Origin of the sequence: Streptomyces sp. NPDC006012 (genome assembly GCF_042871185.1) — a bacterium.
Classification (GTDB): domain Bacteria; phylum Actinomycetota; class Actinomycetes; order Streptomycetales; family Streptomycetaceae; genus Streptomyces.
The window spans coordinates 49,866-74,506 of sequence record NZ_JBIAIE010000008.1 but is presented as its reverse complement, the minus strand read 5'-3'; the positions used below and the strand labels follow the sequence as shown (position 1 = coordinate 74,506).

Here is a 24,641-nt window from a genome sequence, read left to right as displayed (position 1 = left end):
GTACGAGGAACGGCTCCGTCTCCTACCTGCTCCTACCTGCCTTGGGAGGGGTATTGCCCGGCGGTGGTGTCCTGTGCCTATTGCTGCTGACTTGACCGGAGGAGGCAGAGTTTCCGCTCGCATGCCGGGTGTAGATATCGGGATACTGCATAGAGTTTCCCGCATGTGGATAGGCGCCCAGAGGGCTGCTATAGGGCAAGGCATCTGCTGACCGGGGATCAAGCAGTGCTGCCGGATTGATCGGAAGCAATGACATGGATCCGGAAGATGACAGGCCGTTGGCCGTCGGGTTGTCCTGAGACTGGGCTGTCTGATGGGGGAACACCCGAGGGCTGTCCGGGTGGGGTGTCTCAAATCCTCCATCAGCCGTCGGCAGCATCTGTTGTGCATCGAAGTTCGGCAAGAAGCCGAACTCGCTCGTCTGCAGGTAGTCACCATGGTCGGGCACCGGCGAGGAAGCTTCCAGAAACAGGGGTTCGTACGGTGAAAACAGGTAGTCGTTCATCGCGATTTCCTGCGGTTGATCCACCAGTTGAGTGGTCTCCCAATTGTCTCCGTCAGCAGTCCCTGTCATCTGGTCTGGAGTGAAGTTCGGCACGAAATAATTGAGCGGTGGGCTGAATCGACCGCCGAGACCGTCGTGCGGCGAGGGCGGGTCGAGGGTTCCGCTCGCCTGCACGCCGATAGCGGTGGGGTCGGGTATGAAATCTTCCGGATATGAAGAAACACCCTGTGGGAAGTTGATGAGCTTGCCCTCCTTGTTCAGTAGACCGTGATTTATCATATTACTTTTGACGTAATTCGGGGCTTTCTTGGGAAGCCCCCATTTGATGTAGCGTTGGTAAGCCCGGGCAAAAAATCTGAGGGGAGTGTCATCATCCGCTTCGGGGTGAGAATTCTGTAGTGAAATTTCCCGCCTGTCGGGGGGGATGGCGGCGTACTCGCGCAATCCCTCATTGAATCTTTTCCAATCTACTTCTTTTGGCATTCCTGAAAAAGAAACGCCCGGGACGTCACTGTGTGAAGAGGTGGCGGGGTTCGGCAGTGGAAGGAGGGGCTGTGGGAAGTTGATGAGCTTGCCCTCCTTGTTCAGTAGACCGTGATTTATCATATTACTTTTGACGTACTTCGGGGCAGTCTTGGGAAACCCCCCTTCGATGTAGCGTTGGTAAGCCCGGGCAAAAAATCTGAAGGGAGTGTCATCATCCGCTTCGGGGTCAGAATTCTGTAGTGATTTTTCTCGCCTGTCGGGGGGGATGGCGACGTACTCGAACAATCCCTTATTGAATTTTAGCCAGTAATCTGCGCCTTTTTCTCGTCCGGGCCGCCTTTCAATCCTCTTTCCGCCCGGAAGAGAAACGCGCGAATGGGGAGCCTTCGCCCACGACCTCCTTGCAGCGATAATATTTTTGTTCTCCTGGGTCAGTAGGTTGTATTCTTTCACCTGCGCCTGGACCTGTTCCGGGCAATCCTCGGACATCTTTCCTTTTATTATGAAGCGTTGCAGATTTCGTCCGAAATTGCGGATGATGGTTCCATCTACTACGGGCTGGTATTTTTGTGACGGAATTGTGCCCCGGTTGTCGCGGTTGCCGAAGTAGAAGTCCAGTCCTTTACTGAACTCTTTCCAAAACTCTTCCTTCTGCTCCCCATACATGTTTCCTCCGTTTTTTGGTTCGGGCTGGTTTTCATTCATCCTCGATGAGGCTGTGGTCCGTGCTTTCCTGCTTGTTATCCCACCGGAGGTACGACCGTAATCAATTGGGGACAGTGCTGCCCGCTCGGGCCGCCGTGGGAGGCCCCGCCGCCTTGACGCCTGCCAGGCCGGTGTGGACAAGGCGGCCGAGCGGGTTCGCGTGCGTAAGCGAGTCAGGAGTTCTCAGCGACGCCCGCGCGGCGAGAGTGGCGCTGAACGCCTCCCGGCTCAGCGTGAGGCCGCCCTGCTGAAGTTGCTCACGACTGTTGTCGGCGCGGTGGTCGGACGTGCGGGTGATGAAGTGCGTCAGCTCGTCGATGCCGTCCATGGTCCGCATGCGGGCGGCAGCCTGTGCCGGCGAGATGGGCGGTAGGGGTGCTGGGCGCTCCGGGAGCGGTTGAATATGCTGTCGTGCTTCCGCACGGAGGTCCCGCCCGTCGGCCACGGCCCTGACGACCTCGAAACCTTCCTGGATGTTGTCGATCCCGTATGTTTCCGGGGACGTGACGCTCGGGTTCAGGGGCCAGGTGTCCACATGCGCCGACTCGGGGCGGTTCGGTGGCCCGATGATCACCATTCCATGCTCCGGCGGGACGTTCGCCATTGTCACGTGGGTGCCCGGCATGGTCCTCATCGCCTCCGTGAAGGCATAGGCGCTGTGCTCGTGGCAGGTGCCGGTCCCAAAGTGAGCGCCGATGACCGCGGATTGGGCGACCGCTATCTCGTCCGTGTCGCCGGGCTGCAGGTAATCGTCGTCCGATAAGTATTCCTGGTAAAGCTCGTAACTCCGGCCACCGCTACGGGCGTAGTCGACGATCTGGTTACTTGAGTAGGGGATCGCGTCCTTGGTACTGCGGGTGATCTGCTCGGCGTATTCCCGGCGGGCCTGGTGCAGTCCGTCCTGCTGCCGGGGGATCGACTCGAAACGAGCGCGGTGAACGCGCAGGTCGGCGGCGGTGGCCGCGACCTCCGGGCGTCCGGTGCCCTCTGCGTACGAGATGACTCCCGAAAGCGCTGAGATCACCGTTGCACGGTCCTGCTGCTCCTGCTCACGCAGCTGCTTGAATCTCTCATTGCCCGCCGGGTCCCGCTCGGTCCACTCGATCCCCCTGCCCCGGTATTCGTTCAAGGCGACGAGTCTGCTGGCGGCGTCGGTGAAAGAGGCGATCTGGGCGTCGTTGTAGCCGAAGTTCCGCTGCTGTTGCGCGACTCGGTCGCGAGTAACCGGAAGTGTGTCGCGGTCGGCGTCCAGACGTCTTTGCATGACGTCCATCTCCTGCGGAGTCCTCACGGCCGCGTCCTCTCATATCGGCTTGCGTGCAGACACTACGGGTGGAGGCTTCCTGCGGTTCACTGCTGCGTCGAAGGTCAACAGAGAGGGGCGAGTGAATCAGGCCGGCTGATCGAACGCCGGCGCGGGATGGCGGCGCGGGACGGCGGCGGTTCGGTGCGTGAACCGTATGCGGGGCCAATGCGGGGTCATTGAGTCCCGGGGGAGAGAGGGCTCTGGGCGGTGCGGTTCACCCGGGGCGGCACGGGAGGCCCCGCCGTGCCGGACGTCTTGGGGTCAGGCGTGGCGGGGCCTTGGGGCCGGACTGCCGGGCGGCCGGGCGGTCAGGCGGTGGCGAACTCCCCCGCCTTGACGCCTGTCAGGAAGGATGTGAAGGCGTGGGTGGGGAGGGTGAGGGTCGGGCCGTGCGGGTTCTTGGAGTCGCGGACGGGGATGAGGCCGTGGGGGGTGGCGAGGTTGGTGGCGACCTCGATGCAGTTGCCGCCGTTGTCGCTGTAGGAGGACGTGAACCAGCGGGGGGATTCGGTCGTCACAGGATGCCCTTTCGTACCTGGTTGATCATGGACACGGATGCCGTTTGGGAGAGCGCTTCGGCCTGTAGTTGATGGTAGGCCGTCAAGATGGGTACGACAGAAGCGATTTCGCGATCAAGATGTCCCTGGGTCTGGGACTCCGCGTAGCACATCACGGACCGGTCCGACAGCGTCAGCAGGTTGACCGGCAGGTTGAGATGGCGGCGCTCTCCTATGTCGAACGGCGCGACCTGGAGCACGGTGTTGGGCCGGGCGGCGAATTCGATCAGTCGCTCAAGCTGGGCGTTCATGATTCCCGGGCTGCCGATCGGTCGGCGGATGCAGCTTTCGTCCATCACCAGGAACACCATGGGCGGACGCTCCCGTTCCAGCAGCGCCTGCCGCTCCGCCAGGAACGACACGCGCTCGGCGGCCTGCTCGGGCGTGATGGCCCCTCGTTGCAGGGCGGCGTCTGCCAGCACCCGTGCGTACTGCGGCGTCTGCAACAGACCAGGGATGATCCCGATCTCGTACAACCGGATCTCCACCGCTCGGCCCTCGTACCCGACGTACTCCGTGAAGCCCTCCAGCAGGTTGCCGTGCCGCAGGTCGCGCCACTCGCGTTCGAGCGAGTTGGTGCTCCCGGCGGTCCCGAAGACGACGTCGGCCTTACGCGAAAAGGGGAGGGTCGGCGGTTTGCGAGCAGTTTCAACGGCCGAAATATGCTGGCTGGAATATTCCAGACGCTCGGCCAGCTCCTCCTGGTTCCACCCGCGCTTCTCTCGCAAGCTGCGCAGACGTGCCCCGTAGGCCGCTTGCGGGCTCCTCTCGGGGTTCAACTCCTTGCGGTTGACCACGTCACCACCAGGTCCTTCCTTCAATCTCGGTTACTTGAAGGGTTTCCGACTGTGGGCCACGCTGGATCCGCCCGGTAGTGGAGTCACTACAGAGAGGAGTCGTCGTGTCCATCACGAACAATCCCACCAAGCGGCAGCAGCCTCCCCAGGTACCGCCGATCGGAACGCTATTGGTGGACGTGCACGAACAAGTCGGCGAATTTCGAGGGGAGTTGCTCGGCCGCTGGTATCTGCGTGCCGTAACGGGTGGACGGGAGTGGGCCGTTGACCCGGCGGCCGTACGCCTGGCCAGCCCCGCGCAGCGGCTGCGTGCCGAAACCGCCCGCGCGAACGCACGGAGCCGGGGTGAGGTGTTGTGAGCGGTGGTCCGCAACCCGCGGGCTATCGGGCGGAGGTACGGGTTGCGGGGCCGGCGTTCGGCGCGGCCGGGACCGTGCAGTACGTCCTGGGCGCGGTCCGGACCACCTCCGCGGAACCGGCGCTCGGCTGGCTGTGCGGCGAGGCGCTGCGGATCGCGGACCGGCTGGACCCGGATCCGGAGCGGTCGGCGTGGGTGCGGCCGGCCATGCGTACGGCGCCTGTGTCCGCGCCCGCGCACGCATCCGTGCCCGCACCCGGACCGGTGCCCGCACCCGAACCCGTATCCGTGCCCGCGTCCGAACCCGCGCCCGAACCCGAATCCCTACCCCCGCCCGAACCCGTACCCGCGCCGGGACCCGCCCCCGACTGTCCGGCCGAACTCCGGGTGTGGGCCACCGACCCCGACGAGCAGCGCGCGGCTCGTGAGCAGCTCAGGGCCGGGGGTCCGCTGGTGGTCCGGGTGCCCGATGCGGGCGGCACATTCATCCTCTCCGTACGGCCCGCCGACTCGCCGTGGCCCCCTGGAGGCAGGCGCATGGGCCGCCCGACCTCCGCCGAGAAGGCCGCCGCGCGCCAGGCCGCACGGGCGGACCGGCAGACCATCATCGAGCGGTACGGGGCCCGGGAGCCGCTGGCCCGGATCGCCGACGCGTACGGAGTGACCCCGGGCTGGCTCGCGCTCCGGCTCGACGAGTGGGGTGTTCCGCGCCGCCAGCGCTACGGGGCGCACCTGCACCGCCGCCCCGCCAGGCGGCTGTTCCGCGGGCGCATGCCCCGCCGGACGAGAACCGAAGTACGCGCGGCACAGGCCGAGTTCACCGACCGCCGCACCGAAGTGGTCACCCGCTACCGGGACGGCGAGTCCATCGCCTCCCTCGCCCGCTCCTTCCATGTCGGCCACGCCTGGGTCGCGGAACGGCTGAACGAGTGGGGCGTTCCCCGCCGCTGACCCGCGGGGCCGAAACGACCCGGCGCGAGGTCATCGCCCGCGCCTTCGGGGCGGGGCGCCGCTCGGGCTTCGTGTTCGGAATCCGTCAATAAAAATCCCTTCCGTGTATGGAAGCCGCAAGGGGTTGATCCCGGATCGTGGCTCCCCACGTCTTCTGAGGTGGCGTGACTCACCGGAATGAAGATCAGGTAGGGGTGTACGGTCGTGGCGGGTTCTCAGGTGGTCCGTTATCTCACATCGCCTTGGAAATTCAGCATCGAGCTGACTCGGAAGACTATCGCGGAGATGCCGTGGAAAACGATCGCCGAGATCATGGGGAAATCCGGTCTTGAGGGTGCTCCGCATGCCATTCAGGCGGCAGGTATCTTTGCGCAGAGTCCCCTGGTGTACGCCATCGGAGTCGGCGTGAACGGGGACGTGGGAGCCAAGGCCGTCCTGGAAGAGGTCGTCCGATGGGCGCGGGACAGCGAGAACTCGGACCTCAATTACTACAAAGTCGGTGCCGGGATTGCCAATATGGCGGGGCTCGGCGTATATGCCGCGTCGAATGTGGGGGCGGTCGGCCCGTCGTGGGCCGGGGCCGGGGCACAGCTCGCAGGCGGAGCCTACCTGGTCATAGAGGGATCCTCCGGGGATCCGGAACGTGCCAGGGTCTCCCTCGCCCGGAGGGCGATGGACGCCGGGCGCGAAGGATACTCGTACATGCTTCAGGGTTACGGCACCGGAATTCAGAGCAAGCCGTGGTATTCGGCGGGGCTCGCGATCAACGGACTCGTAGGGGCGCAGGCATTCTTCGACGAGTTCCGGGCCTGCGTGCGGACGTACAAGAACCCGGACGAGAATCTACCGAAGCCGAACTACGGCAAAATGTTCGGCGGAGTGCTCAACATGGCGGGTGCGCTCGGCTATGCCATAGGCAGTTCCGGTGCGCTCGACGGCGTGCTCACGCACAGATCCATCGACCTCGTTCGTGCGGCATCCGCGACAGTGGAAGCGATCTCGTACGGCGTGATCATCGGATCCGAGGTGACGGCTCGCGTCGCGGCGGCAAGTCCCGCGGGGGTGCCGCTGCTGCCCACGTGGAACAACAGTGTCGGCGCCGCGCCCCACAACCCGGCTCGGTCTTCTCCCGGAACAGCGCAGGAGCAGCCCGGCCGGGGGGCCGACCGTGGCCCTGTCCCGCCGGTGAACGCCGCCCTGGTGATGGCTCTCACCCCCGCCGGGCAACAGCCCCGGACCACCCCGCCCCCGGCAGGTCCGGCGAGGCCGGCGCCGTCCGCTTCCCGGGCGCCGAGGGTGACACCCGCGAGGTGACATCCACGAGGTGACACCCGCGAGGTGACACCCAAGGGGTCCTGACTCATGCGGGGCGCGCGCGGACCTGGGGGTCGGAACGGCCTCCGCGTTGAACCTTTTGCGGCGTGGGCCCGTCGTCATTTCTCACGGGGCGTGCATGCATGCACGCCCGCTCCCCACCCTCGAAGCGGGAAAAGAATAAAGAATGGAGTCGCGGATGCCCTGGATCGAACCCCCAAGCGAAGAGTCGCTCCTCCAGCAGTACTACGCTCGTGCTGTCCAGGACTGGTGTGACATGCACGGCGCGCGCGGTCGCATCCCTGAGTCGGAGGATGATTGCCTGGTCGAGGGCCGGGGCGTTCCGCTCGGCCGACTGGTGGACCACCTGAACAACGGCCCCAAGGTCAAAGCGGCGTGGATGTCGGAGCACCTGCGGAACACGTTCGACTACCACGGGATGCCGCTGGCCGACGTCGACTGTGTCGATGGTGTCCGGCGCGTCTACATGCGTTTCGACGCCGCCTCGCGTCCCAGTGGCTGGGAGGATCAGCTCGTTCATGAGCTTGACACCCATTTCGCGAGCAATCCTGGAGTGTGGCCCGACCCCGTCCTTCACGAATCCCTCTCGCGCCTGCTGAGCGAGATGCAACGGCCGGGGCTGAATCTCGCGAACTGGTCGCGTATGCCGGCGATAGGTGCCGCGTTCGCGCGTCACGGGATTCCGACGGCCGTCGACCGCGGGCAGGTGACGGTGGACCGAAATGCTTATCAGCCGCAGGTACGGCTCCGGTTCGACCCCGCGAGGACGTCCGTCGCCGCGCTCGCAGGCCAGCGACGCCCCCGGTCCGAGGCGGCCTCGTCGCCGTCCGATTCCTCCTTCAGCGCCACCACGCAGGAGCGCCCGGCCCAACGCCGCCGGCGCCGGTAAGCAACCGTTCCGACGAGGCTTGCCCACCGAGGGCCGGTCCGCATGGCACGACGGGCGGCGGCCCACCCGCAACGAGTGAACCACCGCCCGCCAGACAGGACTTGGGGCGCCCGATAAGAGAACGTGCCGGAGAAGTGGCCTACCTCGTGGGCTTCTTGCCGGTCACGCCCAGATGGATCAGCAGCGCCAGGTTCGGCTTCAGCTCGGCCTGCTTGACGCCCCAGGACTGGAAGCCCTTCTGGTGCGAGGCCACCGCGGCGAGCATCGCGACCAGTGAGCCCGCGACCGCCGCGGGGTTCACGTCCTTGTCGACCCGGCCCTTCGCCTTGAGCTCGGCGATGGACTCGGAGAGGGAGTTGTTCACCGAGTTGAGGATCTTCATGCGGATCTTGTAGAACCGCTTGTCCCCTTCGGCCGCGCCGAGGTCCACGACCCGTAGGATCGCGTCGTTCTTGCGCCAGAAGTCCAGGAATCCGTCCACGAGTTCCTGTGCGGTCTGCCAACCGGCCTTGCCGGTCCAGGACCGCCCCGCCAGCAGCTCGGTCAACCCGGCGCCCTCGGCGGCCATTTGATCGGCGATCTCCAGGACGGCACCTTCGACGTCCGGGAAGTACTGGTAGAAGGTCGCGGGCGAAGTGCCCGCCTTCCGGGCGACATCGATGACCTTGACGTCCCGGTAGGGGGAGGAGCTGAGCATCTCGCTGAGGCAGTCGAGCAGCTTCTGCCGGGTCGCCTGCCCACGCCGACCGGCCACGCGGCCGTCGACGGTACGCACTTGTCCTGTCATGCCGTCAGCTTACCGAGGGGTGATCGGAGCGCGATTCGGCCGACTGCAAATGGGGTGCACGCGAGTACGGAGAGTGGTGTGCCTGGTCTGCGGGGTGCGCGGGACGCGGTTACTTTGGCGGCATGGCCGAAAACAGGGCATCGGTGTACGCAGAGGGCGTCCCGTGCTGGGTGGACGCGCAGCTTCCCGACCTGGCGGCGGGCCGGCGGTTCTACGGTGAGCTGTTCGGATGGACCTTCGACGAGGTCACACCCGGGACCGAGGCCACGGTGTGGGGCTGCAAGGACGGCTCGCCGGTCGCCGGGCTCACGCACAAGGCGGACGGTCGGATGCCCACCGTGTGGACGCTGTACTTCGCGACGCCCGACGCCCAGCGGCTCTGCGGGCGGATCATCGCGGTCGGCGGGCAGGTCGTGACGCCCCCGGAACCGGTCGGCGACCTCGGCACGGCCGCCCTCGCCGCCGACCCGGACGGCGCCGTCTTCGGCCTGTGGCAGATGCGCCGCCACCGCGGTTTCGGGCGCCGGCACGAGACCGACACCTTCGGCTGGGCCGAGCTGTACACCCGGGACACCGAGGCGGCCAACGCCTTCTACGGCGGTCTCTTCCACGACGCCCTCTTCGGGACCGACATCGAGCCGGACGTCGGCCGGGCCCCCGTCTCCGACGTCTTCCCCGCCGAGATGCCGCCCCACTTCCTCGTCCACTTCCGGGTGGCGGACTGCGCGGCGGCCGTGGCCGCGGTGCAACGGCTGGACGGCCGGGTGCAGGCGCCGGTCTTCGAGGCGTCGTACGGCCGGGTGGCCGTCGTCACGGACAATCAAGGGGCGTCCTTTGCGCTGCTGGAGCGCTGACATATCGACAAAATGTCCTAGTTATTGGCAGACACCCCGGATGTCGGCGGGTTCGCAACCTGTGCCCGCGCCAGGAAGAATCGGGGTGCGTGCCGCCACGGCGGTGCGGTGGTGAGACGCTGCACTGGGCCGCGCACACATGGCGGCGCGGCCCGTACGGGGAGGTGGCAGGCAAGTGGTGGATCAGCTGACACAGCACGACCCACGGCGGATCGGGCCGTTCGAAGTGCTGGGGCGGCTGGGTGCCGGCGGCATGGGGCTGGTCTATCTCGCCCGCTCGGCGTCCGGGCGCCGGGTGGCGATCAAGACGGTCCGCACGGAGCTGGCCGAGGACCAGCTTTTCCGGGTCCGGTTCACGCGCGAGGTGGAGGCGGCCCGCGCGGTGTCCGGCTTCTACACCGCCGCGGTCGTCGACGCCGACCCGCGGGCCGCGGTGCCCTGGCTGGCCACGGCATACGTGCCCGCACCCTCCCTGGAAGAAATCGTGAACGACTGCGGGCCGCTGCCCGCCCAGGCGGTCCGCTGGCTCGCGGCGGGCGTCGCCGAGGCGCTCCAGTCCATCCACGGGGCGGGTCTCGTCCACCGCGACCTCAAACCGTCCAACGTGCTCGTCGTCGAGGACGGCCCCCGGGTCATCGACTTCGGCATCGCCTCCGGTGTTTCGAACACCCGTCTGACCATGACGAACGTCGCGGTCGGCACGCCCGCCTACATGTCCCCGGAGCAGGCCAAGGACTCGCGCAGCGTCACGGGCGCCAGCGACGTGTTCTCCCTCGGGTCGATGCTCGTCTTCGCCGCCACCGGGCATCCGCCCTTCCACGGCGCCAACCCGGTCGAGACCGTCTTCATGCTGCTGCGCGAGGGCCCCGACCTGGCGGGCCTGCCGGACGAGCTGCGCCCGCTGATCGAGTCCTGCATGCAGATGGAGGCCACGGGCCGGCCGAATCCGGCCGACCTTCAGGCCCAGCTCGCTCCGCATCTGTACGGCTCGGGGTCCGACGACAGCGGTACCGCCTCCGCGTGGCTGCCCGAGAAGGCCGTGGCCCTCATCGAGGCCCGCCGCGGCGGGCGGCCCGCCGTCAGACCCGCGCCCGTCGGCCCGCGCAGCGGCGGCCGGCCCGCGGTGCCCGCGATGCCGCCGCCGCCCTCGTACGACCCGGTGGTCCCGACCGCCCCCGGCCCGGCCGGCGTCCCCGGCCCCGCGCCCGCCCCCGACGCCGGGCCGGTCCGGCTGGCCGGCGGCCAGGTGCCCATCGGCCCCGGCCCGCGGGTCTCCGACGCCCGCGCCGCCGCGGTCAAGGCACCCCCGCCGGAGGCCGGCCTGACCGCCCACTGGTCCCGCCCCCGCACCGGGGTCACCGGCGCCGACCCGGCCGTACCGGCGCCCGCGCCCGCGCCGCCGGAGACCGCGGCGGGCTGGCGGCCCTGGCGGTTCCGCATGTCCAACGACGTCTGGGGCACCCCGTCCGTGACCGGCGACCTCGTCTACGTCACCTCCTTCGAGGTGCACGCGCTCGACGTGGCCACCGGCCGGCGCCGTTTCAAGACCCGCGACGTGGCCTGGGCGATGGCGGTCGCCGACGGCCGTATCCACGCCTCCGACGGCCCCACCCTGTTCGCCCTGGAGGCCCGCGAGGGCGCCGACCTGTGGCGGGTGTCCACGGACGCCTGGGTGTACTCCCTGAAGGTCGACCGGGGCACGGTCGTCACCGGCACCCGCGGCGGCGGCGTCCAGACGTGGGAGGCGTCCGACGGCCAAAAGCTGTGGGAGACCAGCGGCTGTCAGACCGACTTCGAGTCCCCCGAGGCCGAGGCCGGGCCCGTCGTCCACGACGGCACCGTGTTCATCTGGCAGGACGCCCGGCTGCGCGCCCTCAAGGCCCGTACCGGCGAGGAGCGCTGGTCCTACCCGATCGGCGACGCCGCCTCCTGCGGCGGGGTCCCGGTACGCCTCACCCACGCCCCCGACGGCTGTGTGTACGTCTCCGCCGGCTCCCGCGTCCTCGCCATCGACGTGGCGAGCGGCAGGGTCCGCTGGCACTTCGAGGCCCCGGCGGTCTTCCTCTGCCCGCCGGCCTTCGTGCCCGGCCCCGCCGTCACCGGCGGCGGCATCTACCTGGCCGACTACCTGGGCACGGTCTACGCCCTCGACGCCGCCGACGGCCGCGACCGCTGGCGCATCGCCACCGAGGCCCGGTCGTCCATCGAGCCGGTGCTCGTCGCCGGGGGGCACGTGCACGTCGGCAGCGGCAAGGGCCTGTACACGCTGGACGCCGTCACCGGCACGCCCAAGTGGCGTTTCCAGGCGGGCGGCGACATCGTCGGCTCCCCGACGGTCGCCGAGGGCCGGATCCACTTCGGTTCCACCGACCACCTGCTGTACACCCTCAAGTCCGACGACGGCCGACTGCGGTGGAAGCTGGCCACCGGCGGGGAGATCACCGGATCCCCGGTGGTGACGGACGGGGTGGTCTACGCGTGCAGCAAGGACCGGTGCGTGTACGCGTTGGACGCGGAGAAGGGGACGGGGACGGCGCGCACGGCGTGACGGTTCGCTCCGCCGGGTCGGGGGAGCGGGGTTGGTTTTCGGGTGCGGGCGGGTGGGGGTTTTCGCGCAGTTCCCCGCGCCCCTGGGTGGGGTTGTTCGTTCGGTGCGGGTGGGCGGGGCTGGGCGATGGTGATTTCGGGTGCGGCAGCCGCAGCCGGAGGAGGCCTCCAGAATGCCCGGGATTTGAACCATGTCCGCGCCCCGTCCGTTGGGGAGGTGTCCGGCCTGACCGGATCGGGCGAGCGGAGCGCACGGGCGACAGCGGGCCGGTGGAGGACTGCCTCGGTGACCGTTGCAGGTCTTGGCAGCGCCTGAAGCGATCACGGGAAGGTGGCAGGCATGGCAGGTGAGGGTCAGCGGGATCAGGGGGACGGTCTCCCTTCGAACAACCCTCATGGGCGCCGGGCTCGGGCCCATTTGCGAGAGGTGGAGCGAGGACAAGCTCCGCAGAGCGGCGAGATCGACCCAGTGGTCGCGCAACGGCTCATGGACGCGGAGTTCAGACGGCTTCAGAGACGGACGGGACCGGCGCAGCCGGCAGGGCCGGAGTCGTCACTGCCTGGCTACCAGACGGTGGCCGCTGCCGAGGACCAGCCCTCGGACACCTTTGTGGCCGCATACGAAGAGGATGCTCAGAACCAGTTGCGGGACTGGAACCGGCAACAAGGCCGCGGGACGCCTGAAGCGGAGGACCCTAACCGGTTCGACCGCGAAAGCCTGGACCCGCAACAGGCAGCGGCGTGGGCCGAGATGTGGCAAGAAACGTCGGCCCCGGCTCAGTCTTCGGGATCCTCGCAGAACTATCCGGGTGATCTGCCCCCGACGTACACGTTGGATGCCTCGCAGAGATACTCGGGGGGCGACCAACAGCCGCAGTCCCAGGGGTATGCGGGGGACACGACGCTCAGTGCGGATCAGGCCGCGTATTTCTCCCAGCAGGTGGCCCAGTCTCAGCAGTCCCAGGGGTATGGGGGCACGACGCTCAGTGCGGATCAGGCCGCGTATTTCTCCCAGCAGGTGGCCCAGTCTCAGCAGTCCCAGGGGTATGGGGGCACGACGCTCAGTGTGGATCAGGCCGCGTATTTCTCCCAGCAGGTGGCCCAGTCTCAGTCGTACTCGGCAGACCAGCCCCTGCCGGACCCGGTGAGAGAGGCGCTGATCCAGCGGGCCTATAACCAGGCCCAGGCGTTTTCGGCGTCCGCTTTCCCGATGGACTTCCAGGCGGCCCAGTCGGCCCAGCCGGTCCAGCCGGTCCAGCCGGTCCAGCCGGTCCAGCCGGTCCAGTCGGCCCAGTCGGCCCGGTCCAATGAGGCCCAGTCGTACACGCCTCCCCCGGGCGCGCAAATCAATCCTTTTGCCGGTCCCGCCAACGACAGCCTGTCGCAATTCGATCCGCATGCGGCCGCGTCTGCGCCCATGACGGACCCCAATGCACCAAGGCTGGGTCGGAGCAATGCGGTGAACCACGGCAGTCGGCCGAAGCCGGGAGGACGTGCAAGAGGAGGCAGCAGCTGACGCGCAGCCGATTCGGGGTCCACGGCTGCGGGCCGTCCAGGCCGTCGACGTATGTGCCTGGTCGCGGAGTTCCCCGCGATCCTTTCCGGTCAACGGTGTTGGGCGTTTGATGCGAGGCGGTCGGCCAGGGCGGTGACCAGGGGGCGCAGGGCCTCGGGGCGTTCGATGACGAACGGGCGGTCCAGTGCGGCCAGCACTGGAGGCAGCCAGTCGAGCCGTTCCACCCGTAGCTCGACGCGCAGCCAGCGCGTGCCCGGCGGGCCCTCGGCCGCCGGGCTGCCGGGTGGCCGGTCCTCCGCCCGCCGGTCCTCCGCCGTCGCGGGCGGGTGTTCCGTCAGAGTGGCGACGGTGGCGGGCAGGTGGGTGCGGATCCGGTCCGGTGTCGCGTGGATGCGCAAGGTGACCTCGTGCCGGTATGCGGCGGTGGCGAACCCGGACACCACGCGCTGTGCCGGCGGGGGACCCGCGGGCTCCTCGAACGAGCCGGGCAGGGTCCGCGCGTCCGCGATGCGGTCGAGCCGGAAGGTGCGCTCCTCGCCGGTCCCGGCGTCCGCGCCCGTGACGTACCAGTGGCCCGCGTGCGCGACGATCCCGTACGCGTGCAGCGTGCGTTCGCTGCGCCGGCCGTCGCGGTCGGCGTATCTGATCGAGACCGGCCGGCGGTGGCGTACCGCGTCGGCCACGGTGAGCAGGATCCCGGCGTCCGGCGCGGCGAACGGGCCGGGCCGGTCGGTGAAGGCCAGGGATTCCAGGAGGGTGTCGAGCCGGCGGGCGACGTGCTTCGGCAGTACCCGCCGGATCTTGGCCGCCGCCGTCTCGCCCGCCGTGTCCTGCGCGGTCATCAGCCCCGCCCGGCGGCCCGCGAGCAGGCCGAGCAGGACGGCCACCGCCTCCTCGTCGCTGAACATGAGCGGGGGCAGCCGGTAGCCGGGGCCGAGCCGGTAGCCGCCGTACCGGCCGCGCACCGACTCCACGGGTACGTCGAGGTCGGTCAGCTGGTCCACGTACCGCCGCACGGTGCGGCCGTCGACGCCGAGCCGGTCGGCGAGTTCCGCAACGGTCCGGGTGCCGCCCGACTGGAGCAGTTCCAGGAGGGCCAGGACGCGGCCGGCAGGGCGGGACATGTCCCCACCCTAACGCGCATACCGGACCGTTTCTGTCCGCTATTTCTCCTAGCCTGCGAGGCACCCGAAGGGTTCCCCAGCCAAGGAGATCACCATGGACTTCGTCTCGATCCGCGTCATCACCGGCGACGTCGCACGCCTCGTCGCGTTCTACGAGCGGGCCACGGGGGTGCGGGCGGCCCGCGCCACCGAGGACTTCGCCGAGCTGAGGACGCCGCACGCCACCCTCGCCATCGCCGGCACCCGCACCGTCCCGCTGTTCGCCCCGGACTCCGCCCGTCCGGCGGACAACCACAGCGTGATCATCGAATTCCTCGTCGACGACGTGGACCGGGTGCACCGGCACCTCGCCGAATTCGCCGACGGCTTCGTCACCGAGCCGACCACGATGCCCTGGGGCAACCGGTCGCTGCTGCTGCGCGACCCCGACGGCAACCTCGTCAACTTCTTCACCCCCCTCACCCCGGCGGCCGTCGAGAAGTTCGCGCGGTCCGCGCGGTGATGGGGGGCGGGCCGGAAGCCGGGGGCCCGGCCTCCGGCGGAGTCCTCAGCGGGTGCGGAAGCCGCCCGGGCGGCGGGCGGCGAACAAGTCCGCCTGGCGGTCGGCGGGCAGGTTGCCGAGTGCCACCAGGTGCGGGGCCTGGGCGAATCCCTGGGCCACGGCCGCCTGCCTGGTCGTCCAGAGGGCGCGTACCGTCCCCTGCACGGCCTCGGCCGGATATCCGGCCATGACGGCGGCGCAGTCCCGGGCGGCGGCCGTCGCCCCGCCGGGCCCGGTCAGCTCGGAGACCAGGCCGATGTCGTACGCCCGCCGGGCGGAGATCCGTTCGGCGGTGCCCATCAGCATCATCCGGGCGGCCTCCCCGTACGGCATCCGCTGGGCCATCAGCACCGACTCGTAGGCGCAGACCATGCCGTAGGAGGTGTGCGGGTCGAAGAAGGCGGCGGTGGTGTCCGCGACGATGAAGTCCGCCTCGCCCAGCAGGTAGAAGGCGCCGCCGCAGGCCATGCCCGCCACGGCGGCGACGACGGGTTTCCACAGGTCGTTCGCCTTCGGCCCGATCGTCAGCAGCGGATCGTCCTGCATGTACGGCGAGGAGGGCTGCGGCACGACGGCGTCCCGGTCGATGCCGGTGCTGAAGGCCCGTTCGCCGGCCCCGGTGAGGACGACGGCCCGTACCGTGTCGTCGAACCGCAGCGCCCGCCAGACGGCGGCGAGTTCGTCCGCCATGGCGAGGTCGACGGCGTTGAGCCGGTCCGGCCGGTCGAGGGTGACGACGGCGACGCCGGTGTCCGCCTCGGTGGTCACCCGGACCGCGGTCACGGGCGCTCCAGGGTCCACTGGGGCAGGCAGGTGCCGTCGTCGAGGGTGCTGAAGACGACCTGCACCCGGGCCCCGATCCGGATCCGCTGCGGCGGCACGGAGTCGATCGGAGCGCCCGGCCCGGTGACCAGGTTGCCGACGAGCCGGATCCGGGGCGCGTCGTCGAGTTCGACGACGATCACGTTGTACGGCGCCACCGCCGCGTAGTCGGGCAGCAGCGGCGGATGGGGCAGGACGTACGACCAGATGCGTCCGCGGCCCGAGACCGGCCGCCACTCGTGGGCGAAGGACTGGCAGTGCGGGCAGCAGGGGCGCGGCGGGAAGCGGGGTTCGTCGCAGTCGGCGCAGGTCTGGACGCGGAGTTCGCCACGGGCGGCGTACTCCCAGAAGGGGGCGCCGTCGGTGTCGGTGACGGGGGACAGCACGTCGGTCTCAACTCCTGTTCGTCAGAAGGAGGGCGGAGGTCGGCACGCCCTCGCCCGCCGTGACCAGGCAGGTGGCGGCGCCCGGGACCTGGGCGGTGCTGGTGCCGCGCAGTTGCTTCACGCCCTCGGTGATCAGGTTGAAGCCGTGGACGTATGCCTCCGAAAGGCCGCCGCCGCCGGTGTTGAGGGGCAGCCGTCCGCCGGTCTCCAGCGCGCCGCCCTCGGTGAACGCGCCGCCCTCGCCCCGCCCGCAGAAGCCGTACCCCTCCAGGGAGAGCGGGATGAGCGCGGTGAACGCGTCGTAGATCTGCGCGACGTCCACGTCGTCGGGGGTGAGGTCGGCGTGCTTCCACAGGTGCCGGGCGGCGGCCCAGGCCGGGCCGGTGAGCGGGTCGTCGTTCCAGTAGTTGACCATGCCGTGGTGCTGGGCGGGCAGGCCCTGGGCGGCGGCGTGGACGTAGACGGGGGTGCGCGGACAGTCCCTGGCGCGTTCCCGGGAGACGACGACGCAGGCCAGCGCGCCGTCGGTCTCCAGGCAGTTGTCGAAGAGGCAGAGCGGTTCGCTGATCCAGCGGGAGGTCATGTACATCTCGCGGGTCAGCGGCCGTTCGTACATCACGGCGGCCGGGTTCTGGTTGGCGCGGTTGCGGCAGGCCAGGGCGACGTTGAAGAGGTGGTCGCGCGTCGCGCCGTACTCGTGCAGGTAGCGGCGGGTGAGCATGGCGATCTCGTCGGCCGGGCGCAGCAGCCCGTAGGGGCGGGTCCACTGGGCGGGCGTGGGGAGCTGGACCGTGGTGTTGGTCCAGGGCCGGGGGCCGCTGCCGCGCTTGCGGGAGCGCCAGGCGACGCCGACGGTGGCCTGTCCGGCGGTGATGGCGGCGGCGAGTTGGGCGACGGTGGCGCAGGAACCGCCGCCGCCGTAGCCGACCTTGCTGAAGAAGGTGAGGTCGCCGAAGCCGACGGCCTTGGCGAGTTCGACCTCGTCGGTCTCCTCCATGGTGTAGGAGGCGAGCGCGTCGACCTCGCCGGGTGCGATCCCGGCGTCGTCGAGGGCGGCGAGGACGGCCCGGCAGGCGAGGGTCTTCTCGTCCTCGGGCAGGTGCTTGGCGAACGGCGTCTGCCCGATGCCGACGATCGCGGTGGCGTCCTTCAGGCCGTTTCCTGTCATTGGTGCACGCACCTCCGCACGCTGGTCGCCCGGCGGCGGACCGGAATGCCGGACCGGCGCCGCGCTGCCGCTCTGCTGACAGTCCGTCAGGTTACAGCTAATCTGACGGTCAGTCAGCTATGAGTTCGGGAGGCCCGTGGAGGCGGTTGTGGACGGTGACGAGGCAGTTGTGGACGGTGACGAGGCGGTTGTGCGTGACATGGAGTGGAGCAGCATCCCGGAACTGGTGCGCGCGGCGGCGCGGCGGTACGCCGGCACCGAGGCCGTGGTCGACGGCCGTACCCGCGTCTCGTACGCCCAGCTCGGCGCCCGCGTCGAACGCGCGGCGGCGGCCTGCGTGGCCCGCGGCATCGGCGTCGGCGACCGGGTGGCGCTGTGGGCGCCCAACTCCCTCGACTGGATCGTCGCCGCGCTCGGCGCGGTGTCCGCCGGGGCGGTCCTGGTCCCGCTCAACACGCGCTTCAAAGGGGCGGAGGCGGCGGACGTACTGCGGCGCAGCGGGGCCCGGCTGCTGTTCGTGACCGGTACGTTCCTCGGCACCTCGTACGTGGCGTCGCTGCGCCGGGCGGCGGCGGCCGGCACCGGGACCGCGGGACCGCTGCCCGGCCTGCCCGAACTGGCGGAGGTCGTGGTCCTCGCCGACGACGCCCCCGCCGACTTCCGGACCTGGAAGGACTTCCTGGCGGGCGGGGAGGGCGTTCGCGGAGCCGAACTGCGCGCCCGCGCCGCGCAGCTGGACGGCACCAGCCTCTCCGACATCATCTTCACCTCGGGCACCACCGGCCACCCCAAGGGCGCGATGATCACCCACGCCCAGACGCTGCGCACCTACGACATCTGGGCCGGCCTCGCCGGCCTGCGCACCGGCGACCGCTACCTCATCGTGAACCCCTTCTTCCACACCTTCGGCTACAAGGCGGGCGTGATCGCCTGTCTGACCCGGGGCGCGACGATGATCCCGCAGCCCGTGTTCAACGTGGACACGGCGCTGGCGAACATCGCCGCGGAACGGATCACCGTCCTGCCAGGACCGCCCACCCTCCTGCAGTCCCTGCTCGACCACCCGGCCCGCGACACCCACGACCTGTCGGCGCTGCGCCTGGTGGTGACCGGCGCGGCGGTCGTGCCGCTGCGGCTGGTGGAACGGCTGCGGGGCGAACTCGGCGTGGCGACGGTCCTGACGGCGTACGGGCTGTCGGAGGCGAGCGGGATGGTGACGATGTGCCGCAGCGGCGACGAACCGGCGGTGATCGCCTCGACGTCGGGCCGGGCGATCCCCGGCACCGAGGTCCGGGTCGTCCGCCCGGCGGGGACCCCGGTGACCACCGGAACCCCTGGTGAGGTGCTGGTCAAGGGCTTCAACGTGATGCGCGGCTACTACCAGGACCCGGCGGCGACGGCCGAGGCGGTGACGGCCGACGGCTGGCTGCGCACCGGCGACGTCGGCGTCCTCGACGCGGACGGCAACCTCCGGATCACCGACCGGATCAAGGACATGTTCATAGTCGGCGGCTTCAACGCGTACCCGGCGGAGATCGAACAACTCCTCGGCCTGCACCCGGACGTGGCGGACGCGGCGGTCATCGGCGTCCCCGACGCACGGCTCGGCGAGGTCGGCAGGGCGTTTGTGGTGCGCCGCGCGGGCGCCCGGCTCACCGCCGACGACCTGATCGCCTGGTCCCGCCGCGAGATGGCCAACTACAAGGTGCCGAGGTCGGTGGAGTTCGTCGCGGAACTGCCGCGGAACGCGAGCGGGAAGGTGCTCAAGGGGGAGTTGCGGGGGCGGTGACGGGGCCCTGCGGGCAGTGGCGCGGTGGCGTCGCCCGCGGTCGTTTCGGACACACGTCGGCCGCGGCGGCCCCCCTCCGCGCCGCCGCGGCCGATCCCCGTGCGGAGAAGGTCTACTTGCCGTCCAGGTCCAGGGCAGGCGGCGCGGGCATGTGGTTGTCCATGGACGTGATGACGTCCTTGGCCGGTTCGGCCGGCATGTGGTTGTCGAGCGTGGTGACGGTCGCGTCCGGCTTGGGCTGGCTCGGCATGTGGTTGTCGAGCGTGGTGACGGTCGCGTCGGACTTCGGCTCGCTCGGCAGGTGGTTGTCCGCTGGAGCGGCGTCCGCGTTCTTCTTCGTGTCGCTCATGCGCTTGGGTCCTCTGCTGTGGTCAGGAGTGAACAACGCCCGCCCGGAAGCTCCCCCGAGGGCTGCCGGACGGGCGTTCGAAGCCGCACGATAACCGCTCTGGCTCCGGACCGGACCGTCTGCCCCCCGACGCGACGGTCTGACAGGTACGAGGGTGCCGGGTCGCGATAAACGAATGCTGAACGACCGGAACGGCCTGCTGGGAAGGGTTCCCTAGGCGGCGGCGGCCGAGTTGAGGAGGGCCCGCACCGCGTCGGCCTCCGGCGCCGCGTTCTGTTCGTAGAGGTTGAGGGCCTCGCGCCAGCACGCCTTCGCCCGGTCCATCTGTCCCAGCGCGGTCAGCGCCTGCCCGAGGAGGGCCAGGACATTGCCCCGCATCCGGTCTCCGCCGATGCAGCCCAGGGCGAGGGCCTGTTCGGCATGCGAGGCCGCCTGGGCCGGATGGCGGGCGGCCATGTGCACCTCGGCGATCCGGAAGTTGGTCGCTCCCTGCCAGAGCCGCTGCCGGTGGTCACCGAAGATGTCCAGGGCCTCGGAGAACTGCCCGAGCGCCTCCCGGTACCGGCCGGCGCTCGTCAGAGCGACGCCCACAGCGAAATGCCCGTTGGCCAGACGCATGGTCCGGCCCAGCTCGACGTAGACCGCGAGTCCGCGCTGGGCGATCTCCACGGCGTCCGCGACACGGCCCAGGCCCAGTTGCGCACGGGAGAGGTTGGACAGGGCGGATGCTTCTCCCGGCCGGTTGCGGTTCGCGCGGAAACCCGCGATGGCCCGGTCGAAGAACACCTTGCCGTCCGCGAACCGGCCCTGGTGCAGACAGATCAGACCCCGGTTGTTCGCCACCCAGCTCACCGCCGTGGAGTCCCGTTCGGCCTCCGCGAGTTCCATCGCGACCCGGGCCTCCTCCTCGGCCTGCTGGATACGGCCGGAGACCAGGAGCACGTCCGTCAGGACGGTGCGCGCCCGCCCCTGGGCCCGCGCGTCCCCGGCCGCCGCCGTCGCCTCGCACATCGCCCGCGCGGTCGTCTCGTACTGGTGCGAGTTGGCGCCCGACTCGGTCAGGTCCTTGGCGGCCCACAGCAGGTCCACCCCGCGCCGCAGCCGCTCGGTCCCGGCGGACTGGCGTACGCAGGCCAGCAGCGGGGCCGCCTCCGTGTACAGCCAGTCCAGGGCCGCCGTGCCCTCGGTGAAGCGCAGGCCCGGGTACTCGGTGGGGGCGAGGTCGTCGACCAGGCGGTCGCCGGGCCGTTCGATCGCGTAGACGCCGGCGGTGGTCGCCAGGTAGAAGTCCAGCAGCCGCGACAGCGCCGCCGCCCGCTCGCCCGGCGGCTGTTCGTCGCGTTCCGCGCAGGCGCGGGCGTAGAGCCGGACCAGGTCGTGCAGCCGGTAGCGGCCGGGAGCCGCGGACTCCAGCAAGGATGTGTCCACCAGGGATTCCAGCAGGTCCTCGGTGGCGTCCGGCGGCAGACCCAGCACGGCCGCCGCCGCGGCCAGCGAGACGTCCGGACCGTCGGCCAGGCCCAGCAGCCTGAACGCGCGGGCCTGGGCCGGCTCCAACTGGCCGTAGCCCAGCTCGAACGTCGCCTTGACCGCGAGGTCACCGGCCTGCAACTCGTCCAGCCTGCGCCGCTCGTCCGCCAGCTTGGCCGCGAGGACGGACACCGTCCAGGTGCGCCGGGAGGCCAGCCGGGACGCGGCGATCCGGATCGCCAGCGGCAGGAAGCCGCAGGCCGCCACGACGTCGAGCGCGGCCTCGCGCTCCGCCGCCACCCGCTCCGCGCCGACGATCTTCGTGAACAGCGCCAGCGCCTCGTCGGGGGACATCACGTCCAGGTCGACCAGGTGGGCGCCGGCCAGGTCCACCATCCGCACCCGGGCGGTGACCAGCGCGGCGCAGCCCTCCGTGCCGGGCAGCAGCGGGCGCACCTGCGCCGCGTCGCGGGCGTTGTCGAGGAGGACCAGGACCCGCCGGCCGTCCAGCACCGACCGGTACAGCGCGGCCCGTTCCTCCAGCGAGTCGGGGATGGCCGTGTCCGGCGTGCCGAGCGCCCGCAGGAACGAGCCGAGGACCGTCTCCGGTTCCGCGGCCCGCGGTCCGGCGCCCTGGAGGTCGACGTACAGCTGCCCGTCCGGGAAGGCGGTCCGGGCGCGGTGCGCCACGTGCACGGCCAGGGTGGTCTTGCCGACGCCGCCGATCCCGGCGAGCGCCGAGACGGCCATCACCCGGCCCTCGGCCTCCGAGGCGGAGGCGAGGATCTGGCTCAGCTCGGTGACGAAGGAGGCACGGCCGGTGAAGTCGGGCACGGTCGCCGGGAGCTGGGCCGGGCGGACCGCTGCGGGCGCGGGCTCGGCGAGGGAGGCGGAGGGCTCCGCGAGGGCCGGGTCCGCCTGGAGGATGCGCTGCTGGAGGTCGCGCAGACCGGGGCGCGGGTCGACGCCGAGTTCCTCCGCGAGCAGCCGCCGGGTGTCGGCGTACACGGCGAGCGCCTCCGCCTGCCGGCCGCTGCGGTAGAGCGCCAGCATCAGCAGCTCGCGCAGGCGTTCCCGCAGCGGCTGCGCCGCCGTGAGCGCCGTCAGCTCCGACACCGCCTCCGCGTGACCGCCCTGCTCCAGGTCCAGGTCGAGACGGGTTTCGACGAGTTGCAGCCGCCACTCGTCGAGCCGTACCCGCTGCGCGTCGGCGTACGGTCCCGGCACGCCCGCCAGCGGCTCGCCGTCCCACAGCGCCAGCGCCTGCCTGAGCAGGTCCCGCGCGGGGCCGAGGCCACCAGCGTTGCGCGCCTTCTCCGCCTGAGCCGCCAGGTCCTGGGCGACCGCCAGGTCCAGCGCGCCCGTGCGCAGGCCACGCACCGCGTAGCCGCCGGACTCGCTGACGAGGACGCCGGGGTCCAGCACCTTGCGCAGCCGCGAGGCGTACGTGCGCACCGCGGCGAGGGCCTGCAGCGGCGGCTCGGTGCCCCAGAGCGCGTCGATCAGCTCCGGCGCGGTCGCCGTCCTGCCCTCGCGCAGCAGCAGGGCGGCGAGCAGGGCGCGCTGCTGCGGGGAGCCGGTGTTGACCGGTTCCCCCTCGCGCCAGGCGCGCACCGGACCGAGCACGCTGAAGCGCAGCACCGCCGACTCCTGCCCCAAGGAGCCGGGACGCCGCTGCTCCGGTACTCGCGGTCCACCGTCCATCCGTTCGTCCCCCTAGGCATCCCGAACAACTACGTCAGTTTGCCTTGTACAGGGCGGATGCGTCAGCCGTGCGAGACGGCGATCACAGCGGGCGCGCGGGAGTCCACAACCTCTTCACGTTCTCTTTGCGGCGGCGCGGGGTCCCGCACGGCCCGTACGCCCCGGGTTCCGCGCCCGCCCGATGGGGTGACCGCGCGTCAGGGGCGATGTACGTCAGGGGTGACCGCGTGCGCCAGGGATGTCCGGGTACATCAGGGATGTCCGGGTACGGCAGGGGTGACGCGTTCGCCGGGAGCGGCCGTACGTCAGGTCGGCGCCGCCGCCGGGAGCAGGTCGGCCGGCCGGTCCAGCCACGCCCGGGTGGTCCCGTCCGGTCCGACGGTGAGGCCGAACCGGTCGACACCCGGCCTGCCCCGCTCGACCCACCACGCCAGGGCCCGCTCCACCTCGTCCCACAGGCGTCGCGGCCCCGACTGGTGGACCGTGCCGCCCGGTTCTCCGCCGCGGAACCCGACGGCCGCCCAGGACCGGCTCGTCAGGTCGAAGAACCACGCCTTCCCCGCATCGTCGCCCCGCTTGTTGACGACGTGGGCGCAGTCGGGCACGCAGAGCCCCGCCACGAACCGCGCGGGCTCGTAGCGGTCCCCCAGGTCCGCCAGGGTGAGCCGGGTGCGGGACATCTCGGCGTCGCCCGGGAAGGCGGGGACGTGCGCGCGGAACCGGTCCCAGTCGAGACGCTGGGCCCGTAGTTTCATGAACTCGACCATGCGCAGGAACCGTCCGGACGCCTGGCCGTCCTCGTCCACGGTCAGCCGGACCAGCGCGTCCTGATCGCTGTAGTGGGTACCCCACGGGGCGAGGACGATCCCGCCCGGCCGGGTCTGCGCGAGCCAGGCGGACGGGACGGCCCGCACGCCCGCCGTGACGATCACCCGGTCGTACGGTGCCCCGGCCGGCCACCCGTCCCGGCCGTCGCCGTGCACGACCTCGGGGCCGAGTCCCGCGCGCTGCAACGCCGCGCGGGCCCGCGCGGCGACGGCCGCGTCGATCTCGACGCTGACCACGTTGCCGTCGCCCAGCCTGCGGGTGAGCAGTCCCGCGTTCCAGCCGGTCCCGGTGCCGATTTCGAGCACCCGCATGCCGTCGTTCACGTCCAGGTCGCGGAGCATGGCGGCGACGACGGAGGGCATGCTCGCGGAGCTGGTGGCCACGGTGCCCGGCGCGGTGCCGCCGCTGTGCGCGCCGTCGTCCCACTGGGTCACGAGCGGGACGTTCGCGCGGGCCGCCCGCTCCCACGCCTCGGGGTCGTCGGTGCGGGAGACGGGGAGGCTGCGGCCGGTGGCCATGTCGTAGGCCCAGACGAGGTCCGGCAGGAAGCGTGCGCGGGGTACGGCCCTGAAGGCTTCTGCCCATGCGGGCGCCAGGGCTCCGGTTTCGCGGAGGGACCGCGCCGGTTCGTCACCGGCGCGGCCTTCCTGATCGGCGGCGGACGTCACTTGCGGTGCTTCCCGTCGCCTTCCGGCGTGTCACCGTCCGGGGGCGGCGGCGGAGGCGGCGTCCAGGGCTGGCCGGGGAGTTCGTCCTCGCCGCTGCCCCCGTCGCCGGTGTTCCACATGATCGGTGCCCTCATCGGCGAACCCTCCTCCTGTTTGCGGACTTTCCCTGACTTGTCATACCTGTTGGGCGAGGCGGCGA

Annotated in this window: 22 protein-coding genes; 9 read left to right on the top strand and 13 right to left on the bottom strand. The window is 70.4% G+C overall.

Going from position 1 to position 24,641, the window contains the following annotated elements; translation table 11 throughout:
- Window positions 1-22 precede the first annotated feature (22 nt).
- The 4 genes from ACFYPJ_RS17030 to ACFYPJ_RS17015 all read right to left on the bottom strand — a co-directional run bounded on the left by ACFYPJ_RS17030 (window position 23) and on the right by ACFYPJ_RS17015 (window position 4,356).
- Window positions 23-1,696: a hypothetical protein gene (locus tag ACFYPJ_RS17030; protein WP_389017008.1), complete on the bottom strand. Its 1,674-nt coding sequence runs from the start codon at window positions 1,694-1,696 to the stop codon at window positions 23-25.
- 61 nt (window positions 1,697-1,757) lie between these two features.
- A complete protein-coding gene (locus tag ACFYPJ_RS17025; protein ID WP_389017005.1) occupies window positions 1,758-2,969 on the bottom strand; it encodes a hypothetical protein in 1,212 nt (403 codons plus the stop codon).
- Window positions 2,970-3,310: 341 nt separating this feature from the next.
- Window positions 3,311-3,520, bottom strand: a complete 210-nt coding sequence (locus ACFYPJ_RS17020; protein WP_389017002.1) for a DUF397 domain-containing protein — start codon at window positions 3,518-3,520, stop codon at window positions 3,311-3,313.
- Entirely contained in the window at window positions 3,517-4,356 is an 840-nt protein-coding gene (locus ACFYPJ_RS17015; protein ID WP_389016999.1) for a Scr1 family TA system antitoxin-like transcriptional regulator, read from the bottom strand. The genes ACFYPJ_RS17020 and ACFYPJ_RS17015 overlap by 4 nt, the downstream gene beginning before the upstream one ends.
- A 104-nt stretch (window positions 4,357-4,460) precedes the next feature.
- On the opposite strand from ACFYPJ_RS17015, the gene ACFYPJ_RS17010 reads away from it, so the two are divergent.
- The 4 genes from ACFYPJ_RS17010 (at window position 4,461) to ACFYPJ_RS16995 (ending at window position 7,889) form a co-directional block, all read left to right on the top strand.
- Window positions 4,461-4,715, top strand: a complete 255-nt coding sequence (locus ACFYPJ_RS17010; protein ID WP_389016996.1) for a hypothetical protein — start codon at window positions 4,461-4,463, stop codon at window positions 4,713-4,715.
- The gene (locus tag ACFYPJ_RS17005; RefSeq protein ID WP_389016993.1) at window positions 4,712-5,665 is read left to right on the top strand and encodes a hypothetical protein; all 954 of its coding nucleotides are present in this window, start codon (window positions 4,712-4,714) and stop codon (window positions 5,663-5,665) included. Before ACFYPJ_RS17010 ends, ACFYPJ_RS17005 begins: the two co-directional genes overlap by 4 nt.
- 219 nt (window positions 5,666-5,884) lie before the next feature.
- Window positions 5,885-6,979 (top strand): hypothetical protein, encoded by a 1,095-nt coding sequence (locus ACFYPJ_RS17000; RefSeq protein WP_389016990.1) that lies wholly within the window; start codon window positions 5,885-5,887, stop codon window positions 6,977-6,979.
- Between the two features lie 199 nt (window positions 6,980-7,178).
- Window positions 7,179-7,889 carry a hypothetical protein gene (locus tag ACFYPJ_RS16995; protein ID WP_389016987.1) on the top strand — a complete coding sequence of 237 codons (711 nt, stop codon included), beginning with the start codon at window positions 7,179-7,181 and terminating at the stop codon, window positions 7,887-7,889.
- A 139-nt stretch (window positions 7,890-8,028) separates the two neighbouring features.
- Here ACFYPJ_RS16995 and ACFYPJ_RS16990 read toward each other — a convergent pair whose 3' ends face one another.
- The gene (locus tag ACFYPJ_RS16990; protein ID WP_389016984.1) at window positions 8,029-8,676 is read right to left on the bottom strand and encodes a TetR family transcriptional regulator; all 648 of its coding nucleotides are present in this window, start codon (window positions 8,674-8,676) and stop codon (window positions 8,029-8,031) included.
- A 122-nt stretch (window positions 8,677-8,798) separates the two neighbouring features.
- Between ACFYPJ_RS16990 and ACFYPJ_RS16985 the strand changes: the two genes are divergently transcribed.
- From ACFYPJ_RS16985 to ACFYPJ_RS16975, 3 genes are all read left to right on the top strand, one after another.
- Window positions 8,799-9,530, top strand: coding sequence for a VOC family protein (locus tag ACFYPJ_RS16985; RefSeq protein WP_389016981.1), 732 nt, complete (start codon window positions 8,799-8,801; stop codon window positions 9,528-9,530).
- A 175-nt stretch (window positions 9,531-9,705) separates the two neighbouring features.
- Entirely contained in the window at window positions 9,706-12,078 is a 2,373-nt protein-coding gene (locus ACFYPJ_RS16980; protein WP_389016978.1) for a PQQ-binding-like beta-propeller repeat protein, read from the top strand.
- 609 nt (window positions 12,079-12,687) lie between these two features.
- Window positions 12,688-13,593, top strand: a complete 906-nt coding sequence (locus tag ACFYPJ_RS16975; RefSeq protein WP_389016975.1) for a hypothetical protein — start codon at window positions 12,688-12,690, stop codon at window positions 13,591-13,593.
- An 89-nt stretch (window positions 13,594-13,682) separates the two neighbouring features.
- Here ACFYPJ_RS16975 and ACFYPJ_RS16970 read toward each other — a convergent pair whose 3' ends face one another.
- Entirely contained in the window at window positions 13,683-14,717 is a 1,035-nt protein-coding gene (locus ACFYPJ_RS16970) for a helix-turn-helix transcriptional regulator (protein ID WP_389016972.1), read from the bottom strand.
- A gap of 94 nt (window positions 14,718-14,811) precedes the next feature.
- On the opposite strand from ACFYPJ_RS16970, the gene ACFYPJ_RS16965 reads away from it, so the two are divergent.
- Window positions 14,812-15,219, top strand: coding sequence for a VOC family protein (locus ACFYPJ_RS16965; protein ID WP_389016968.1), 408 nt, complete (start codon window positions 14,812-14,814; stop codon window positions 15,217-15,219).
- Window positions 15,220-15,264: 45 nt separating this feature from the next.
- On the opposite strand, the gene ACFYPJ_RS16960 is transcribed toward ACFYPJ_RS16965, so the two are convergent.
- From ACFYPJ_RS16960 to ACFYPJ_RS16950, 3 genes are read right to left on the bottom strand one after another with little or no spacing between them, the layout of a single operon-like run.
- Window positions 15,265-16,041, bottom strand: a complete 777-nt coding sequence (locus ACFYPJ_RS16960; RefSeq protein WP_389016965.1) for an enoyl-CoA hydratase/isomerase family protein — start codon at window positions 16,039-16,041, stop codon at window positions 15,265-15,267.
- Entirely contained in the window at window positions 16,038-16,466 is a 429-nt protein-coding gene (locus tag ACFYPJ_RS16955; RefSeq protein ID WP_389016962.1) for a Zn-ribbon domain-containing OB-fold protein, read from the bottom strand. Before ACFYPJ_RS16955 ends, ACFYPJ_RS16960 begins: the two co-directional genes overlap by 4 nt.
- A gap of 7 nt (window positions 16,467-16,473) precedes the next feature.
- A complete protein-coding gene (locus ACFYPJ_RS16950; RefSeq protein WP_389016959.1) occupies window positions 16,474-17,634 on the bottom strand; it encodes a lipid-transfer protein in 1,161 nt (386 codons plus the stop codon).
- 199 nt (window positions 17,635-17,833) lie between these two features.
- Between ACFYPJ_RS16950 and ACFYPJ_RS16945 the strand changes: the two genes are divergently transcribed.
- Window positions 17,834-19,423 carry a FadD3 family acyl-CoA ligase gene (locus ACFYPJ_RS16945; protein ID WP_389017568.1) on the top strand — a complete coding sequence of 530 codons (1,590 nt, stop codon included), beginning with the start codon at window positions 17,834-17,836 and terminating at the stop codon, window positions 19,421-19,423.
- A gap of 112 nt (window positions 19,424-19,535) precedes the next feature.
- Here ACFYPJ_RS16945 and ACFYPJ_RS16940 read toward each other — a convergent pair whose 3' ends face one another.
- From ACFYPJ_RS16940 to ACFYPJ_RS16925, 4 genes are all read right to left on the bottom strand, one after another.
- Window positions 19,536-19,772, bottom strand: a complete 237-nt coding sequence (locus ACFYPJ_RS16940) for a hypothetical protein (RefSeq protein WP_389016956.1) — start codon at window positions 19,770-19,772, stop codon at window positions 19,536-19,538.
- 213 nt (window positions 19,773-19,985) lie between these two features.
- Window positions 19,986-22,946, bottom strand: a complete 2,961-nt coding sequence (locus ACFYPJ_RS16935) for a BTAD domain-containing putative transcriptional regulator (RefSeq protein WP_389016953.1) — start codon at window positions 22,944-22,946, stop codon at window positions 19,986-19,988.
- 305 nt (window positions 22,947-23,251) lie between these two features.
- Entirely contained in the window at window positions 23,252-24,442 is a 1,191-nt protein-coding gene (locus ACFYPJ_RS16930; protein ID WP_389016950.1) for a methyltransferase domain-containing protein, read from the bottom strand.
- A complete protein-coding gene (locus ACFYPJ_RS16925) occupies window positions 24,439-24,576 on the bottom strand; it encodes a hypothetical protein (protein ID WP_389016947.1) in 138 nt (45 codons plus the stop codon). Before ACFYPJ_RS16925 ends, ACFYPJ_RS16930 begins: the two co-directional genes overlap by 4 nt.
- Between the last annotated feature and the right edge of the window lie 65 nt (window positions 24,577-24,641).